Origin of the sequence: Thaumasiovibrio subtropicus, assembly GCF_019703835.1 — a bacterium.
Taxonomy (GTDB): Bacteria; Pseudomonadota; Gammaproteobacteria; order Enterobacterales; family Vibrionaceae; genus Thaumasiovibrio; species Thaumasiovibrio subtropicus.
Map to the genome: position 1 here is coordinate 759,697 of NZ_AP023055.1, position 16,245 is coordinate 775,941.

Annotated in this window: 15 protein-coding genes; 4 read left to right on the plus strand and 11 right to left on the minus strand. The window is 45.5% G+C overall.

Translation table 11 applies throughout. The features are described from left to right. Nucleotides 1-51: 51 nt before the first annotated feature. The 4 genes from TSUB_RS19765 to TSUB_RS19780 all read right to left on the minus strand — a co-directional run bounded on the left by TSUB_RS19765 (nucleotide 52) and on the right by TSUB_RS19780 (nucleotide 5,592). On the minus strand, nucleotides 52-1,695 hold the full coding sequence (locus TSUB_RS19765; RefSeq protein ID WP_087021110.1) for a methyl-accepting chemotaxis protein: 1,644 nt from the start codon (nucleotides 1,693-1,695) through the stop codon (nucleotides 52-54). A gap of 151 nt (nucleotides 1,696-1,846) precedes the next feature. After that, nucleotides 1,847-3,178: a TldD/PmbA family protein gene (locus tag TSUB_RS19770; RefSeq protein WP_087021105.1), complete on the minus strand. Its 1,332-nt coding sequence runs from the start codon at nucleotides 3,176-3,178 to the stop codon at nucleotides 1,847-1,849. Continuing rightward, nucleotides 3,175-4,563 carry a TldD/PmbA family protein gene (locus TSUB_RS19775; RefSeq protein ID WP_087021102.1) on the minus strand — a complete coding sequence of 463 codons (1,389 nt, stop codon included), beginning with the start codon at nucleotides 4,561-4,563 and terminating at the stop codon, nucleotides 3,175-3,177. The genes TSUB_RS19770 and TSUB_RS19775 overlap by 4 nt, the downstream gene beginning before the upstream one ends. A gap of 42 nt (nucleotides 4,564-4,605) precedes the next feature. After that, nucleotides 4,606-5,592 carry a CobW family GTP-binding protein gene (locus TSUB_RS19780; protein WP_087021099.1) on the minus strand — a complete coding sequence of 329 codons (987 nt, stop codon included), beginning with the start codon at nucleotides 5,590-5,592 and terminating at the stop codon, nucleotides 4,606-4,608. Nucleotides 5,593-5,889: 297 nt separating this feature from the next. Between TSUB_RS19780 and TSUB_RS19785 the strand changes: the two genes are divergently transcribed. After that, nucleotides 5,890-6,543, plus strand: coding sequence for an SDR family oxidoreductase (locus TSUB_RS19785; RefSeq protein WP_159064908.1), 654 nt, complete (start codon nucleotides 5,890-5,892; stop codon nucleotides 6,541-6,543). 77 nt (nucleotides 6,544-6,620) lie between these two features. Here TSUB_RS19785 and ylqF read toward each other — a convergent pair whose 3' ends face one another. After that, the gene (gene ylqF, locus TSUB_RS19790; protein ID WP_087021093.1) at nucleotides 6,621-7,568 is read right to left on the minus strand and encodes a ribosome biogenesis GTPase YlqF; all 948 of its coding nucleotides are present in this window, start codon (nucleotides 7,566-7,568) and stop codon (nucleotides 6,621-6,623) included. A gap of 884 nt (nucleotides 7,569-8,452) precedes the next feature. Beyond that, a complete protein-coding gene (locus tag TSUB_RS19795) occupies nucleotides 8,453-8,935 on the minus strand; it encodes a hypothetical protein (protein ID WP_087020110.1) in 483 nt (160 codons plus the stop codon). Nucleotides 8,936-9,152: 217 nt separating this feature from the next. On the opposite strand from TSUB_RS19795, the gene TSUB_RS19800 reads away from it, so the two are divergent. Further along, on the plus strand, nucleotides 9,153-10,313 hold the full coding sequence (locus TSUB_RS19800; protein ID WP_087020107.1) for a cyclic di-GMP phosphodiesterase: 1,161 nt from the start codon (nucleotides 9,153-9,155) through the stop codon (nucleotides 10,311-10,313). Between the two features lie 375 nt (nucleotides 10,314-10,688). Here TSUB_RS19800 and TSUB_RS19805 read toward each other — a convergent pair whose 3' ends face one another. Then, nucleotides 10,689-10,925 carry an HP1242/YdcH family protein gene (locus tag TSUB_RS19805; protein ID WP_087020104.1) on the minus strand — a complete coding sequence of 79 codons (237 nt, stop codon included), beginning with the start codon at nucleotides 10,923-10,925 and terminating at the stop codon, nucleotides 10,689-10,691. Nucleotides 10,926-11,137: 212 nt separating this feature from the next. On the opposite strand from TSUB_RS19805, the gene aroG reads away from it, so the two are divergent. Next, nucleotides 11,138-12,190 carry a 3-deoxy-7-phosphoheptulonate synthase AroG gene (gene aroG / locus TSUB_RS19810; protein ID WP_087020101.1) on the plus strand — a complete coding sequence of 351 codons (1,053 nt, stop codon included), beginning with the start codon at nucleotides 11,138-11,140 and terminating at the stop codon, nucleotides 12,188-12,190. A gap of 87 nt (nucleotides 12,191-12,277) precedes the next feature. Here aroG and TSUB_RS19815 read toward each other — a convergent pair whose 3' ends face one another. Further along, entirely contained in the window at nucleotides 12,278-12,979 is a 702-nt protein-coding gene (locus TSUB_RS19815; RefSeq protein ID WP_246616522.1) for an HAD family hydrolase, read from the minus strand. A gap of 370 nt (nucleotides 12,980-13,349) precedes the next feature. On the opposite strand from TSUB_RS19815, the gene TSUB_RS19820 reads away from it, so the two are divergent. Further along, nucleotides 13,350-14,153 carry an EAL domain-containing protein gene (locus TSUB_RS19820; RefSeq protein ID WP_159064890.1) on the plus strand — a complete coding sequence of 268 codons (804 nt, stop codon included), beginning with the start codon at nucleotides 13,350-13,352 and terminating at the stop codon, nucleotides 14,151-14,153. Between the two features lie 63 nt (nucleotides 14,154-14,216). On the opposite strand, the gene TSUB_RS19825 is transcribed toward TSUB_RS19820, so the two are convergent. From TSUB_RS19825 to TSUB_RS19835, 3 genes are all read right to left on the minus strand, one after another. Then, on the minus strand, nucleotides 14,217-14,951 hold the full coding sequence (locus tag TSUB_RS19825; RefSeq protein ID WP_087020092.1) for an oxygen-binding di-iron domain-containing protein: 735 nt from the start codon (nucleotides 14,949-14,951) through the stop codon (nucleotides 14,217-14,219). Next, a complete protein-coding gene (locus TSUB_RS19830; RefSeq protein WP_087020089.1) occupies nucleotides 14,929-15,558 on the minus strand; it encodes a chemotaxis protein in 630 nt (209 codons plus the stop codon). The genes TSUB_RS19825 and TSUB_RS19830 overlap by 23 nt, the downstream gene beginning before the upstream one ends. Before the next feature lie 124 nt (nucleotides 15,559-15,682). Beyond that, nucleotides 15,683-16,159: a hypothetical protein gene (locus tag TSUB_RS19835; protein WP_087020086.1), complete on the minus strand. Its 477-nt coding sequence runs from the start codon at nucleotides 16,157-16,159 to the stop codon at nucleotides 15,683-15,685. Nucleotides 16,160-16,245: the final 86 nt, after the last annotated feature.

Sequence of the window (16,245 nt, forward strand, 5' to 3'; positions counted from 1 at the left end):
CGAGCTTTTGTCTGCTGTCAGCGCGCGTTGCCGCGCGCTGAATATATAGTGTTATCGTTTCGTTTTTTCTGAGTAGGTAAATTCATCAAGTGTCATATTAATCCCGGCAGCCATTTCTCGCATCTCGGCAGATATTTCTGTTGTGTCGCTGATTTTCTGAGAGGTGCTAAGGAAGGTATCTGTCAAAAATTGCTGAGATGCCTGCAGTTCGTGTAACTGACTGACTTGATGCTCAATTAGCGAAGCAATTTGGTTTTGTTGTTCAACGGTATGGGCGACGGATTGAGACATCTGCTCAATGGCGTCAGCCGTTTCAGCACTGCGTGTGCGACTGGTTTCAACTTCTTGTTTGAGTTGGCCGACGGAGCTCACGGCGGTCTCTACTTTTTCCGTCAAGCTATTGAGGAGATCGGCAATTTCCGCTGTTGAGTCGTTTGTCTTACTAGCAAGCACTCTTACCTCATCGGCAACGACGGCAAAACCACGTCCTTGATCACCCGCGCGTGCGGCTTCAATGGCGGCATTCAGTGCAAGTAGATTGGTCTGCTCGGCGATACCTTGGATTACATCGATAATGCTGTAGACCTGCGCGGCAACACTGCTTAACTCTGCAATATTGTTGGCAACTGTTTCGGATTCTTGCGTGGCACGTTCAACGACTTCGATGTTGTCTTTGACATTTTGGAGCCCATGCGCGGCGTTTTCTTTGACGTCATTGGCTGAGTTCAGGGTAGTGGTAACCATGTTTGATACGTTATCGGTAGACTCGATGAGTTCATGCGAAATCTGCGTCATGATTTGATAACGCGATTCCTCTTCTGATTTACTGGCGTTGACTTGATCTGACAGTGAGGTGACACGATCGGATAGACGAACAATGCCAGACGCGCTAGTTTTTAGCCCTTTAACGACGGAGGAGAGCGTATGTCGCATTTTATCAATGTTTGAGGCGAGGTTACCCAGTTCGCTTTCGTTGATTAGCTCGTCTACGTAAGGTTTATGTTCTAGGTCGCCCCTACTGATCTCGCGGCTATTACGCACTAAAGAACCCAGAGGCAGGACGATGCTCCTACTGACGAGTACTGAGAGCAATAAGATGATGAGAAGACCAATAACCGAACCGATGACAATGGTCTTAATCAGAATCTGTATTTGATTGTCGGCATAGCGGTTGTATTCGAGCACCGCTTTATGCATGGCAACAAGTGTTTTATGGTTGGCAGTCATGAAACCGTCAATTTCTTCTACAGTCGCATCATTTCCACGTTCTAGTAATTGAAGTGCGAGCTGTTTCTGCGTTAGCCATAAGGACTCAACTTCACTCAGCATGGTTTTAAAACCATCTGCTTGGTTCTCAATTAAGGTGATCGGCGACTTGAGTACAAGGTCTGAAAAAGTGCCCCCTCCGTTTTTGAGCGCATTTAATGATGTTTCATAGAGGCGAACCGTATTGCGGTAGTCTAAGGCTGGATTGGTCGCTTGTTTTTGTTCGTGCAGCTCTAGCAAGACTTCGCTGGCAAATTTCTTGGTTAGCATCCTTTGTCGCCCCGCGACATTAATGACGAGGCCATCTTGACTGTTTTTCTGGAGGGTAATGATGACATCGCCACTAATGAAGATGATGATTGCGGCTACGACAGAAAAGATGATGACCAGACGTCGCATCACGCTTTGCGACTGGATAAACCTATGCATATTGTTTTCCTCTCACGATTGCATACCACAAGTATAGTGAAACTACTCTGTGAGTATTGTATTAATACTAATTAGGTATAGTACGAAATTTCATCGGGAGAGATCGTTTGTTTGAATAAGAGGCGCTGCAGGATTGCAGCGCTTGTCTTAATTATTGTCCGGAGATATTGAGTTGACTAAAACGGATTCTAGGGCTAAAAAAGGTGCCTGAGTCTGCACGTTCAACATGCGCTCCAACAGCGTCAATGTCTTTCAACATTTGGTAGAAGTTGCCTGCAATGGTAACCCCCCTAACAGGTTGAACGAGCTCTCCATCGCGATAGAGATAACCAGAAGCACCAAAAGAAAAATCACCGCTAATTGCGTTTGCACCAGAGTGCACCCCTTGAAGCTCAATAGGAACAAAGTAGGTGCCTGTTTCAAGGTCGGTGTCGCTAGCTTGGCCCGGTTCAATGACTTTGTGTCGGCTCGATACACTTAAACCACTTTTTGCACTGCGCGCTGCATTGCCCGTGGTTTTAAGACCGAAATGTGCTGCTGTTTTACTGTTGTGGAGCAGTGAACGTAACTCGCCGCCGACGATAAGGGCGGTGTCTTGTGTTTCAATCCCTTCGCCGTCAAATGCCTTTATCGCAAGGCCTTTGTCGTAAGCTGCATAGTCACTCAAATTGAACAACGGACTGGCAACGTGCTGCGTGAGTTTGTCACGCCAAGGGTTTGTCTCTTTTCGCGCGGCTTCACCGGATAAGCAGAGTGAGAAAGCAGAAAACAGCTGACTCAAACAAGCAATATCAAAAATAACCGCATAGCGGCCTGTTGAAATAGGCTTACCATCGAGTAACGACGTCGCTTTTTGAAGCGCTGTATCAACACAACCTTGAGCATCAAGTTCAGCAAAGGTACGCGCGGTAGAAGCTTTGATCCCCATTGATGGCGTGCCATCTCCACTAATCAGTGCAGATGTATAGCATGAAAATGCACGCTCTTTGTGGTAGCCGTTTGCGCCTAAGCTGTTCATGTAAATCAGTTCAGATTCGCCATCTGAATAGGCGTTATAAGGTGATTTGCCACCTTTTTCAGCAACTTGAGACTCTAACGATAGCGCTAATGCGACTTTGTCTGCTTCCGGCGTGTCATCGTCGCAGTAAATCTCAGGGGTTTCTGTTTTGATAACGCGGTTGGCGACAAGACTCTCGTGTTCAGCCAGCTCTGTATATGGCAGGTTTTCTAGTGCCATGTTTAGGCTTGCTGTGATGCTTTCACTATCAAGCGCTTCAGTAAAGCTGGTTGAGACTTTACCATCACGAAGCAGTCGCAGCCCAAGCACATTGGAAGAGGTGACCTTGTACTCACTGAGTGCACCGCTATCGGCTTTTAGTGACAGATCCTTACTCGTTGTGACAACGACATCGGCCTCACACTGCGCATTCTTAGCAGCAGATAATGCGAATTCTGCTGCTTCTGTTGGTGTTAAGATTTTCATCCTTTATTGCCTCCCACCAAAATGTTGTCGACTTTGAGAGCAGGTTGACCCACACTGGTCGGTACGGCGCCACTCACTGATCCACACATGCCTGCAGCTAGCGCGAGATCGGTGCCTACCATGCTAATTTCTTTCAGGACTTTAGGGCCTGTTGAGATGAGCGTTGCTGTTTTGAGTGGCTTGGTAATCTTGCCTTCCTCAATTAAGTAAGCCTCTTGAACGGCAAAGTTAAACTCGCCAGTGCCAGGTTGCACTGAGCCACCCCCCATTTTCTTGGCATAAATACCTTTGTCTACGCTGCTGATCATGTCATCAAGTGACGTGTCGCCGGGTTCAATATAGGTATTTCTCATCCGAGACGTTGGGGCAAACTTATAAGATTCGCGGCGGCCAGAGCCTGTTGGTGCGTAGCCGGTTTTTAGACCACCCATTTTATCGACCATAAAGCTGGTGAGTCGGCCATCTTTAATGAGCTGTGTACGCTGTGTCGGCATACCTTCATCATCGATATTGATTGAACCCCAAGCGTAAGGATCTGTACCGTCGTCAACGGCCGAAACGACGGGAGAGGCAATCATCTCATTCAACTGGTCGTGAAATACTGAGGCTTTTTTGGCAACAGAGGTTGTTTCCAGAAGGTGGCCACACGCTTCGTGGAAAATAACCCCACCAAATCCATTTCCGATAACGACTGGCATTTCACCCGATGGGCAGGCGTCTGCATGTAGCTTCACCAACGCTTGATTCGCAATGTCTTGTCCGAGTTGGCGAGGGTCAAAGGCTTGATGAAATGACCAGCCATTGAATGCACCCGGTGATTCGCTGCCAGTGCTTTGCAAGTCACCGTCTTTGGCAATTGCAGTGAGAGCGATTCGTGAGTAGTGACGCGTATCGGCGGCGTGTACGCCTTCTGAGTTGAAGATCTCAATCTGTTGTTCACGTTGCAATATTCGCCCTTGTACTTGGGCGATGGTGTCATGCTCTGCGCGAGCAGCACTGTCTGCAGCAAGCAGGAAGGCGACTTTGCTATCAACTTGGCTACCCTGCTTGAGTGAAGCCTGTACAGGGTGATGATTTAAATGTGGTGCTTTTCCGAACGCGTGGGAAGGCGTCGTGCGCTGTCGCTGCTCATTGGCAATAAGGGTTGAGACAATACGCAGTAATTCAGTCTTTGTCGGTTCGTTGGTGTAGCCGTATAGCACTTTGAATCCAAAGAATAGACGAACACCAATTCCGAACTCGATACCTGAGCCGATGCTTTCAACTTTTGAAGAGCTCATCTCAACATGGTGTGTCTGATGATGCTCGATGAAGAGCTCAGCGAAATCAGCACCATGATGGAGCGCATGATCAATCACTTCGCTGGCGATTTTTTGATCTAACATTAGGCCTCCTGGCAAATGTAAAACAGCCTGTAGTAGTAACGTTTAGAGAGCTTTGTCTATCGGAGTGGTTAGACACGCAATGAGATAGGTCTCTAGTTCTTCCCAAGGTAGCATCTCGCGGTCTATTACCTCTATTCTTGATTCAAAATCCATCAAGCTAAGCTCATTTACTGAGACGACTTGATTAACCACGTTAAACGCCATATAGCCATTCTGTGTCTTAACAACGGCTTTGATACGTTGCGCTGAAAGTTGGCTAAATAGGGTAAATAACTTAGAGAAATCGAATTCTAGCTGTTCAGTAAAGCACCACCCGCAGCTGCGAAAGCCCTGACCATGATTTTCTTTACGGATGTACTGTTGGTTTTCTGGGATAACTAGCGGTGCAATTTCATGGTCATGATGGTGGTGGTGACCACTTCTCACTTCGCGCGATTTAGCCTCCAGCTCTAGCCATGCTGGGTTGAGAATACCTTGTTCAGTAAGCGCAATAACTTGGGGACGATCAGTCAGCGGTTTGATTTGATCTTCAAACGCTTCACGTAGCGTTTCATCGCACAAATCCGCTTTATTGCCGACGATAATGTCAGCCAATGCCAACTGAGCTTGGAAATTGTCGTTGCTCGTATATTGTGTGTCGCCAAGGTTTCTTGGGTCGACCAATGCGATGGTCGCGCGCATGTCAAGATAGTTTGAAAAAGAGTCGGACCTAAGCTTATCGAGTATTTTCTGTGGATGACCTAACCCGGTTGGTTCTAAAATTATACGGTCAGGCGTTTGTTCGATCAGCGCATTTAAGCCAACAGACATGGGTAAGCCAGCGACACAGCACATGCAGCCACCAGGCACTTCTTTTATCAAAGCCCCTTGTTCGGAGAGGAAAGCACCGTCGATTCCGACTTGACCGAACTCATTCACTAGCACTGCCCAGTTTTCGTTTTTTGGCTTTTTACTCAATAGATCCAAGATGGCGGTTGTCTTGCCGCTGCCTAAAAATCCAGTGATTATATTTGTTGGAATTTTGTTCATTTTCGCTATTATTGAATGGACGGTTGCAACATGCTACTGCAAAAAAGTCTTTAGCGTGTAACTTTTTGTCCCCAATATTGCATGAGTCGCGAAGTAAAAAAGAGACTTTTCTAAGTCGTTGATAAAAGTGTAAATATTTTTATAAGTCAGCCTTGTTTAGCTAATTGTAAGTAACGCAATTTCCTCAACATGCAACGAACACTTAATAATGGATTAACAGTTGTTGTGTATCGATACAACGGCTAGAAATTTCAACATCAACAAGACTTAATGTTAATAGGAAGGAGAGCTGTAGCTATGAAAAAAGCAATTGTCACAGGTGGTAGTGGTGGTATTGGTGAGTGCGTCATCGAGTTGCTTGGTCATCAAGGATACGAGGTGATTGACTTGTCATTCCCAGATGTTGATGTGACGAGCCCAGAAAGCGTTGCTCAAGCGCTAGAAGGGCACGAAGATGCCAGTGTCTTGGTATGCTGTGCAGGTATTCAAGTCAGTAAGCCCGTTCATGTTATGGAAACTTCAGAGTTTGATAATGTGATTAAGGTGAACCTGAATGGTACTTTCAACGTTATTCACTACATGATGCCACATTTCAGAGAGGCAGGATTGGGGCGTATCGTCACTATCTCTTCTGTTATGGGGCGTAAAGGTGAGCGAGGCTTAAGTGGCTACTGCGCCAGTAAATGGGGTGTTAGGGGCTTAACTGAAGTGATTGCAAAAGAAGGTGCATCGAAAGGAATTAGCTGCGTATCTGTCGCGCCGACTTTCGTTGATACACCGATGATCCGTGAACTGAGGGAGGATATTCTCGAAGGTATTATCGAATCGATTCCCGCGAGACGATTACTTCAACCGAAAGAGGTCGCAGAAGTGGTAATGTATGCGATTGACCACGGTATGGAGTGTAACGGGAAGACAATCCCTGTCGATCTTGGACAGGTGATGGTGTAACCAAGAAACACCCGAACAAAAGCTGGCATAATCTTTTATGCCAGCTTTGTTTCTTTTTTGGTGTCTCTGAATCGTTGTTAACGCTTGTTCTTTAAATAGCGTTTACGACGCATCTCTTTGTTTTTAGCCTTTTCTTCGGCTTTTCGTTCTGCTTCAATCGCAACATCTATCAGTTCTTGTGTGATCATCTCCGGTTTTTCTAAGGTGATGTCGCCCAGCTTGCCACTGCGTAGGTCATTAATGAGGATTTCTGACGCTTTATGCAGGTCAACGAATCCGCCCGCGCGTTTGCAGCCGCGCTTCGCACCAATTGCTTCCAAAAGTTCTATCTCATTCTCTGGAAGGGGGGTGTCGAGTTGGTAGCGAGAAATCAGATTGTCAGCGTAGGCTTCTGCAAGGTACTCTACGGTGTAAAATGCCACATCCTGATAATCCATTGCCGTATCTTTAACGGCACCGGTTGCAGCCAAACGAAAGCCACTGTGCGGGTTTTCCACTTTTGGCCATAAAATGCCCGGCGTATCAGAAAGCACGATACCATTTTGCAGATTGATGCGTTGCTGTTGTCGAGTAACTGCGGGTTGGTTTCCTGTAACAGCAACAGTGCGGCCTGCGAGTGTGTTGATGATGGTCGATTTACCAACATTGGGAATGCCCATGATCATGGTGCGAATGTTCTTGCCCATTACTTCGCGATTTGGTGCGAGTTTGCGACAGAGCTCCATGATTTGATGCACCTCTTGCTGTTGCTCTGTGGTGATAGCAATCGCTTTAACACCTTGCTCTTTTTCCAGGTGTTCAATCCAGTGCTGCGTCATCACTGGATCGGCAAGGTCACGCTTATTGAGCACTTTAACCACGGGTTTCTCACCACGGATCGACGAAATCAGTGGGTTTTCGCTGCTAAAGGGAATGCGCGCGTCCAACACTTCTATGATGACATCCACTTTAGGGATCGATTCTTCGATCTCTTTTCGCGCTTTGTGCATGTGGCCCGGAAACCACTGAATTGTATTGTTAACCATTGGAATGTATAGCCTTTGATTGTAATGGTGACGATTTTGCTGGCGTTGGTCATCAGGATGAAAGCGGCATCGATTGGGGGGCGCTTTCTCTCAGCAAAACGTGCTAATGCGGCGGATAATAGCACTTTCGATGTGGAATGGCGATGTGAGCGATTTTCATGCAGTAAGTTCCTTATACTCAAACCGTCTCAAGATGCTTGTTCAGCGAGAATTTCTAGGTTTGTCAACAAGTCACTGCTTTGAAGGTCTAGTGGGCTAAATCAAAAAACAGTAACGTCGGTGGCGAGTCTAGAATACTCGCCCTTCGGGAAGCGACTAGTGGGCCGATTTCTACGTTGAAGGTATTTGAAAGGGGAAAACTATTCCTTCATACCTTTGCCTTGGTATATTTACCCTGACGTCGATGCGACAGTCCGTTTCTGAATCCTGAGGTGACTGGAGTATAATAGGAGTGCGGTTTTTATAAAAAGGGTTAGAATAGAGGGGAAATATAGAACGATTGAGGTTTATCGTTGGATAATAGAGACTCCTACCTTGAGTTAAAGTCAGTACTTTTACAAATGGCTGACGCGCAATTAATTGATGAGAATATTGAAGGTCTTATTACTCATATGTGTGCCGAACTCATCACCTTGTTATTAGAATGTCACGTCAGTGAGCATTATAATGAAGGGGTGAGGTTGATTGTTAATAAATATGTTAGAAAAGAGAAATCAGCAAGTAAATTACTACATGTTTTGGTGCGGTGTTATCTGATAGGCTGATACAGCTTCGATTTCGATTGGATAAGAGTAATATTATTAATGCGACTATGCGCGATGCTTGTTAAAAAAGAGGTCACCTTAAAGTATGACCTCTTGTTCATCGATTGAGTATAACGCACATTAAAATGGGAAACGTACGCCAAGCACAAATTGGCCGTCATTTTCACCTTTCATTCGCCACTCTGCGTTGACGGAAACGAGATCGGTTGGATGGTAACGGCCAATCAGGTTCACAATGGTATAGTCTTTACCATCACGCATGAAACGGCCTACATCGGCTGCGAATTCGACTTGAGGGGCAACCCAAGCACGAAATCCTAGGTTCAGTTCTACACCAAACTTGCCAATGGTGTTGTCGTATCGATCATTTTTTTGCGAACGCGCGATGATATCCCCTTTTATATCGAGCACAGAGTTGACAGGTGCAAAAAATCCGGCACCTCCACCAAAGTTCCATGCATCATCAAAGTTACTTTCTCCTTCGACGATTAAACGGGCACTCTCGTGGATTGTCATCGAAAGTTGTCCGCCCAGTCCTGAAGGGTTAGTCAGTATGTTGACTTGTACAAACTGGTGGGAAAAAGCACTTGCCCAGCTGGTCATAGGTAACACGCTGAGCGCGGCTGTTAGAAGAATTCGTTTTAACAAAATGTTTTCTCAAAAAAGCGTTAATTGGTCAATAACATAACGAAAACTCCAATTCTTGTGAAGTCAAAGCCGATTTTTCTTGATAAGTCTCTTACATTTTCTTATGCATCTCGACTAAAGTTTAATTTAATTGCTCTAATGCAATTGAGGTCTGTGAACGATGGAGTAGTACATGATTCAAGAGATCGCCGTAGACTGCTTAAGCGAAGGGCTCTACGTTGTCGAGATAGAAAACGCGAAGGGACGATTACGCGTTTCTCAACCAGGGCGTATTCGTTCTCTCGAGCTCGTCGAAAAGATGAAGCAAAGCGGTGTGCGTCGAGCGTGGGTCGACTTCGATCAGTCGGACTTAACCAGTTACGTGCCTAATTTACAAGGCAAACGAGAGAGGCCCAAAAAAACTGCTTCATTGAACGTAGAACTCAAGCGCGCTGAGACGATTCTTTCGGAGTCTAAAGACCTGCTGGGTAAGGCGATTGATGGATTGTATCAAGGGCGTGAAATTGATATTGAGCCAATCAATGCGCTGTCAGAGAGTATCGTTGACTCTATCGGATGTAACCCGGATGCCATTCAGTGTGTTGCTGCATTGCGTGAAAAAGACGCTTATCTGCTTGAGCACTCGCTCAATGTCTCTTTCTTGATGGTTAGTTTCGGGCGCTATTTGGGGTTTGACCACTCGGTGCTAAAGCAGTTGGCGATCGGTGGGGTGCTTCACGATGTGGGAAAAACAAAAGTAAATATCGAGGTGCTTAATAAACCAGCTCGCCTTACCGATGAAGAGTTTGAACATATGAAGCTTCATCAAGTTTTATCAGAGCCTATCCTCGACAAAATCCCTGGACTAAGTGAAATGAGCCGACAAGTGAGCTTGTTACATCATGAGAAGTTAGATGGAACGGGTTATCCAAGAGGCTTGAAGGGCGATGAGATTTCGTTAGTGGGGCGTATGTCTGCAATCGCGGATATCTACGATGCGCTTACCGCTTCACGCTGTTACAAAGAGGCCATGAGTCCAGCGGCGGCGTTTAAGATTCTTAAGTCGATGGCACCCCATCAAATTGATGGTGATTTACTCAATGAGTTTATTCGTTGTGTCGGCGTTTATCCCGTCGGGTCACTCGTCGCTTTAAATGATGGGCGAGCTGGATTAGTTTGGGAATCTAATGAAGAAAAGCCTCTCGCGCCGATTGTAAAGTGTTTTTATTCTGTTAAGCACAAGCATTATATTGACGTTGAAATTGTCGATGTCGCAGCGATGAAAGATCTTCGTGTTGAAGGGGGGCTCAGTCCTGGCGCTGAAAATATCGATCCTTCGCCATACCGAAAATAACTCCTATACTCAAACCACCTCAAGATGCTTGTTCAGCGAGAGTTTCTAGGCTTGTCAACAAGGCACTGTTTTGAAGATCTAGTGGACTAAATCAAAAAACAGTAACGACGGTGGCGAGCCTAGAAAACTCGCCCTTCGGGAAGCGACTAGCGCCCCGATTTCTGCGTTAAAGGTGTTTGAAAGGGAAATCCATTCCTTCACACCTTCGCCTTGAACTCGACGCGCTAGGCCGCTTCTGAATCCTGCATCTTGAGGTGGTTTGAGTATAAAAGATAAAGGCAGGTGATAATTCGCCTGCCTTTATTTACTGGTATTAAAAAGGTTGAGGAGAACGACTTTATCTCGCGTTCCCTTTCCGTTTGCACGAATTTACCCTCAGTGAGTCAACATATGGTAAAGCCTGTCTTTTAGGTGTGCCCGGTGTTTTTTGAGTCGATTAAAAGCCATGTCTGAGATTGGCGAGTCATTCAGCTCAAGCACCCGTATTTGTTTGTCAAGATCATCATACTGTTGGGACATCTCTTTAAAGTCGGCATTCTGCTGACGCATTTCAGCGATGCGTTCACTAAAATGTGGGAAGTCAGTCACTAAATCATGTTTCTCACCAAGCATATTGACACCTTATTGTTTGCTGTATCACTAAAACTATAGCAATTTGAGATCATATTTCAAAGTTTGTGTCAAGGTTGTGATTTGAAAAAGATTTTTATAAAGGCGTCAATTTTTCGTTGCACCCATTCTTCTTTGACGTTAAGTTACTACTCAAAGCTTACATAAATTAATAATGTCGTATCTTCAAAGGACGAATACAGGATATAAACACAATGCACCAAACTGATGACGTAAGAATTCAAGAAATTAAAGAGTTACTGCCACCTGTTGCGATTCTAGAGCGTTTTCCAGCCAGTGAAAATGCAGTCGACACTGTATTTAAATCTCGTCAGGCGATTCATAATATTCTGAACGACAAGGATGATCGTTTATTAGTGATTGTTGGCCCATGTTCAATTCATGATCCTGTGGCTGCTGTTGAGTATGGCGAAAAATTAAAAGCATTGCGCGATGAGCTTTCTGGTGATCTTGAAGTGGTCATGCGTGTCTACTTTGAAAAGCCACGTACAACCGTTGGTTGGAAAGGTTTGATTAACGACCCTTATATGGACAACAGTTTCCAATTGAATGATGGTCTACGTATTGGCCGTAAGCTACTGGCAGACTTGACCGATATGGGGATGCCTACAGCGACAGAATTTTTGGACATGATCACACCACAATATACTGGTGATCTCATTAGCTGGGGTGCGATTGGCGCACGTACGACGGAATCTCAGGTTCACCGTGAACTGGCTTCTGGTTTGTCTTGCCCTGTTGGCTTCAAGAACGGCACAGACGGGAATATCAAGATTGCCTCCGATGCGATTGGCTCTTCTAGTGCTCCTCACCACTTTTTATCAGTGACTAAATACGGTCACTCTGCCATTGTCTCCACAGCAGGCAATGAGGATTGCCATATCATTCTACGTGGTGGTAAAGAGCCGAATTACTCAGCCGTGCACGTTAATGCGATTTCAGAGCAGTTAAACAGTGCTGGCCTGCGTAATAAAGTCATGATCGATTTTAGCCATGCCAACAGTAATAAGCAGTATCAGCGTCAGCTTGTTGTGGCTGAAGACGTGAGCGGTCAAATTGCCGAGGGCAATAAGGCTATTTTTGGTGTGATGATCGAAAGTCATCTTGTCGAAGGTCGTCAAGATATCGTCGATGGTAAAGTAGAGACATATGGTCAAAGTATCACAGATGCATGTATTGGCTGGGATGACACAGAAGCGGCATTACGTCAGCTTGCTGGCGCGGTTCGAGCGCGTAGAGAAGCGTGATTTTTAGTGACGTTGCAAGTAACGAAAAGCCGGTCAACTTGACCGGCTTTGTTGTTTCTCATTGCTGTTTGTTGGGCTCTTGGTTCATTAGCGAAGAATGTTGTTTTCGTGTTGCCACTCCATAATCGTCCATTCTTGCATTTGAGCATGTAGCGCAAGTGCGGGATCAGGGTTAATGGCAAATGGGCGATCAACAACTTCGAGTAACGGCAGATCATTAATTGAATCACTGTAACCGTAACAGCCTCTAAACTGTTCGGGTTGTGCGTTTATCCAAGCTTTCATGCGAGCTACTTTCCCTTTTTGGTAACTGATTGTCCCGATCGTATTACCGGTATAAACACCTTGGTGTTTTTCAAGTTGAATCGCTAGCACGTGCTCGATATCGAGTCGTTTGGCTATCGGTTCAACAATGTGTTCTCCTGACGCTGAAACGAGTAAAATTTGGTCCCCACGACGTCGATGCCACTCTAGGCGTTCTAGCGCTCCTGGGTAAATGGCAGGTATGATGCTCTCTTCTATAAACTCATTCACCCAGATTGAAATCTCTTGTTCACTTTTTCCCGTCAAAGGGGCGAGCGTCAGGCGCATGTAGTCTTTGATATCTAATTTGCTGTGGCGTGACTTACGTAGTTTTGCTTGGTCTTCAGTGACCAATGCAGGGTCTGCATTTTTGTTGCTGACTAAATACTCTGCCCATAGCGTTGAAGAGTCTGCCGCGATAATCGTTTCATCGAGATCGAACACGGCAAGGTAGGGCGGTTTTTTCATTGATTCAGTGGAGGTCAAACTGTCTTCCTTTTCTATCTGTCTTTTCTTTGCTCTTGTTCACGAAATACTAGGAAGGAGGTGTGAAGAAATTCTTTCAGATATATGTATTTTTTATGCAATCGTCACAACGCGAACAGCGCAATCTTCGAGTCATGTCTTCTTTTGGAATAAATATCAACAATTAGCGTGCTCCCGAGTCTAGATTTAGTAATGATACAAAAATAAGAGATCCCGCTTCAGGTTCATGTCAACGCGTAGTCTTCAGGGCATCAAGACAGAACTTGGAAGACTAGAGGATGAAGTACTAGCAAGTGCGGGATGAGAATTAATAATTTCATCGTTGTGCCGTTTTATAAGCACAAGGACGTTACGATGGGAGGCTTGGGCATTGTTACAATCGAATCACTTGTCACTGGATGATGAGCCACAGATAAGGTTCTGTCAGAAGGTGGGTTATGTGTTGCGTTACCAAGGCTATGAGTTTAAAAGTGTGTTTCAGCCGATTTACAGGATAAGGGGTGACTGTTTTGGCTATGAAGCTTTGGTTCGGATCACGGATGTTGATAGTCAGTTTGTTCCACCTGACCGCTTTTTTAGCGCGATAGAGGATGATCTTGAAACGTGCATTCTTATTGATCAGTGGACACGTAAACTGCATTTCAAAAATTACGCTCACTTCCTCAATGAAAAATCTCTCTTCATTAATGTGCTTCCGAATACCCTGATTCACGAATACGGCTCTGCCGGACATCATAGTATGAGTTTGAATCGCCAGCAGGCAGAATCCAGCGTGTTTGTTGAAGTGGTTGAATCGGCATGTGAAGACCTTTTCTCTCTCCAGTTAAGTACTCATCATTTACGCATTAAGGGATATCACATTGCGCTAGATGATTTCGGCTCTGGCTATTCAAATGCGCGCAGAGCAGCAACCTTGTGCCCAGATATCATAAAGATCGATCAACTGCTGCTAAGACGAATGTTCAAAGAGGCTTGCACCTTACTCGCTGACGCTGTGAGTTATGCGCGTTCTATCAATGCTCAAATCGTGGTGGAAGGGGTTGAGACAGAAGAAGAGCTGAGTGCGATGGCTGATTTGGGCGTAGACTATGTACAAGGGTATTACTTAGGCCATCCAGCGAATCCGGTTAGTTTAAGCCATCGCCATCATCAATGTGGCGTATTAAGTTTTTAAAGCTGAAAAGAGCGACATCAGGTCGCTCTTGTAGTCAGACAATACGGCGTTGGTTCCGGACGTTTATTTGATCGCAACGCCCACTTGAAGCTTATCAAACCACTCCAAAAAGCGTTTTACATCATCGCCTCTGAATATGCCGCCGTGCTGAGGGCAAAGAAGTTCGATATCCATCTTACTCACCCTGTTAATCCAGTCCGATTTTGCTCTGTTAGAAGGCATCCAGCGCTGATGAAAATAAGACATTTTGGGGATATGGGTTTTAAAATCTTCTACAAACATAGGGGCATCTTGTTTATCAAGCGCTGCACCAATGTCGCCGGACATGAGTATTTTCGCCGCCGGATCGTAGACATGGAAGTTACCTGAAGAGTGTAAATAGTGAGCGGGAACAAACTGTAATTCTCTACCGCCTAAATTTAAGGTACGACCCTCATCAGGAATCGGGGCATACTCGATTTTCTGCATGCCAAAATGGCGGATGAAGCCTTCCCAAAGCCAAGGAGAATGAAGTTTGGCATTCTCAAGCGCTTGGTCCCAAAGCCCTAAAGACGAGATAATGTCAGGATCTTGGTGAGACGCGAAAAGGTGGGTCACCTGCTCGACAGGCACTTGTCGTATAACACTGGCCAACATCGAGGAAAAAAGTTCGATACCACCAGGATCAAGGATAATCGCCTCGCCGTTATTGATGATCATATATTGGTTAGTATCAATAATTTTTTCGGGTTTATCGGGATCGCGGCCAAACACCAGCCAACGATGGTCTCCCTCTTTATACAGTTCTTTTGTAAGCATGGTCGTCCTTTACAATCTCTGAAAATAGCTGTAGTGAGTAGCGAACATGATGTTGAATCGCTTGGGCGGACTCTGCGACATTGGTTGCCACATTGTTTAAGGGGGCTTCGAAAACGCTGCCAGCTTGCGAGGCTTCGACACTCGACATCGTTGAAATGATTTGCGCGGTTCGAAGCGCTTTGTTTAGATGCTGTAACTCTTCATTGAGTGCTTTGGCTTCTGCACTAAACTCGGTCGCGAGCTCTCGTTGACATTTTGCCGTCCTTTCATAGGCGGGCTTGAGGCTGCCCAAATAGGGCGCATCGGGGGCTTTTTTATAGACCCCGTTAAAATAGTCTAGTGCGGCTGTCGCTCGAGCAGACTCCGCGGCAATTTGGCTGAGGCGCTGCGCTTTTTGATTAATGGTTTGTGAGGTGGTAACCGTTGACCCTGCGAGTTCATCAATAAAGTCAGTGATGGGACGAAAACCCGCTGCGCCTTGCCCGGCGCGCAGTGCTAACGCTCTTGCGTTACTTGCAGTGAGCAAAATTTGACGCGCGATCACCATTGCTTTGTTAAGTTCACCTGCAACGACAGCAGCAATTACAAAATAATTCTTATTATGCATTATCACTCATCGACTTAGCTTAGTTTGTTATAACTATAGACGATGAATCTGGTTGATTATAAGAATTGTCGCAATGGTGTTGCTTTCAGTGCATATAGTGTGAAGATCTGGCCCGTACGTCAGTTTAATTGATTTTGAAGAATTCTAGCGTACTCATAGAGTTATGGTCGACAAGGTGGAGCTCATGGCTGGATGCATAGCGGACAACAATATTCCCATTTAGTGGTAGTTGAGTTTTCGCTTTACCTTGAACATTGTTTGCTCGGATTGAATGGCCGTTAAAGGTCATGTGGCCAGTCATACCGATAGCATCTTGATCTTTGAAAATGGACCAGATAAACCCGCCCTGTGGATTGATCTCAAGCTGATGGATGTGGCCTTCGTTACTTGTTGTCTTCCACTTACCCTCTGGCACATGGATATCTTCTTTGAGCTTGGCAAGCGCGAAAAGGGCACGGTGGCGCTCTTTTTCATTCTTTTGGTTTATCGCATCGCCATAGATAAAGCTGCGGTCAACCGGATTCATCTGTACGTATTTAGTGACTTCGTAGCCCAAAATGGCGAATAGAAAGAGAAATAAACCAATAACAGCGCGTTTCAAGAGAGTTCCAATGTACTAGTGAATGAGCGCAGCCATACTAACTAGTTTGAATGACAAAGCAAATAGAAAGCGCGCCAATTTGTGCG

Coding starts and splice junctions, on each gene's coding strand:
- TSUB_RS19765 (WP_087021110.1), bottom strand. CDS start 1,695: ATGCATAGGTTTATCCAGTCGCAAAGCGTGATGCGACGTCTGGTCATC.
- TSUB_RS19770 (WP_087021105.1), bottom strand. CDS start 3,178: ATGAAAATCTTAACACCAACAGAAGCAGCAGAATTCGCATTATCTGCT.
- TSUB_RS19775 (WP_087021102.1), bottom strand. CDS start 4,563: ATGTTAGATCAAAAAATCGCCAGCGAAGTGATTGATCATGCGCTCCAT.
- TSUB_RS19780 (WP_087021099.1), bottom strand. CDS start 5,592: ATGAACAAAATTCCAACAAATATAATCACTGGATTTTTAGGCAGCGGC.
- TSUB_RS19785 (WP_159064908.1), top strand. CDS start 5,890: ATGAAAAAAGCAATTGTCACAGGTGGTAGTGGTGGTATTGGTGAGTGC.
- ylqF (WP_087021093.1), bottom strand. CDS start 7,568: ATGGTTAACAATACAATTCAGTGGTTTCCGGGCCACATGCACAAAGCG.
- TSUB_RS19795 (WP_087020110.1), bottom strand. CDS start 8,935: ATGACCAGCTGGGCAAGTGCTTTTTCCCACCAGTTTGTACAAGTCAAC.
- TSUB_RS19800 (WP_087020107.1), top strand. CDS start 9,153: ATGATTCAAGAGATCGCCGTAGACTGCTTAAGCGAAGGGCTCTACGTT.
- TSUB_RS19805 (WP_087020104.1), bottom strand. CDS start 10,925: ATGCTTGGTGAGAAACATGATTTAGTGACTGACTTCCCACATTTTAGT.
- aroG (WP_087020101.1), top strand. CDS start 11,138: ATGCACCAAACTGATGACGTAAGAATTCAAGAAATTAAAGAGTTACTG.
- TSUB_RS19825 (WP_087020092.1), bottom strand. CDS start 14,951: ATGCTTACAAAAGAACTGTATAAAGAGGGAGACCATCGTTGGCTGGTG.
- TSUB_RS19830 (WP_087020089.1), bottom strand. CDS start 15,558: ATGCATAATAAGAATTATTTTGTAATTGCTGCTGTCGTTGCAGGTGAA.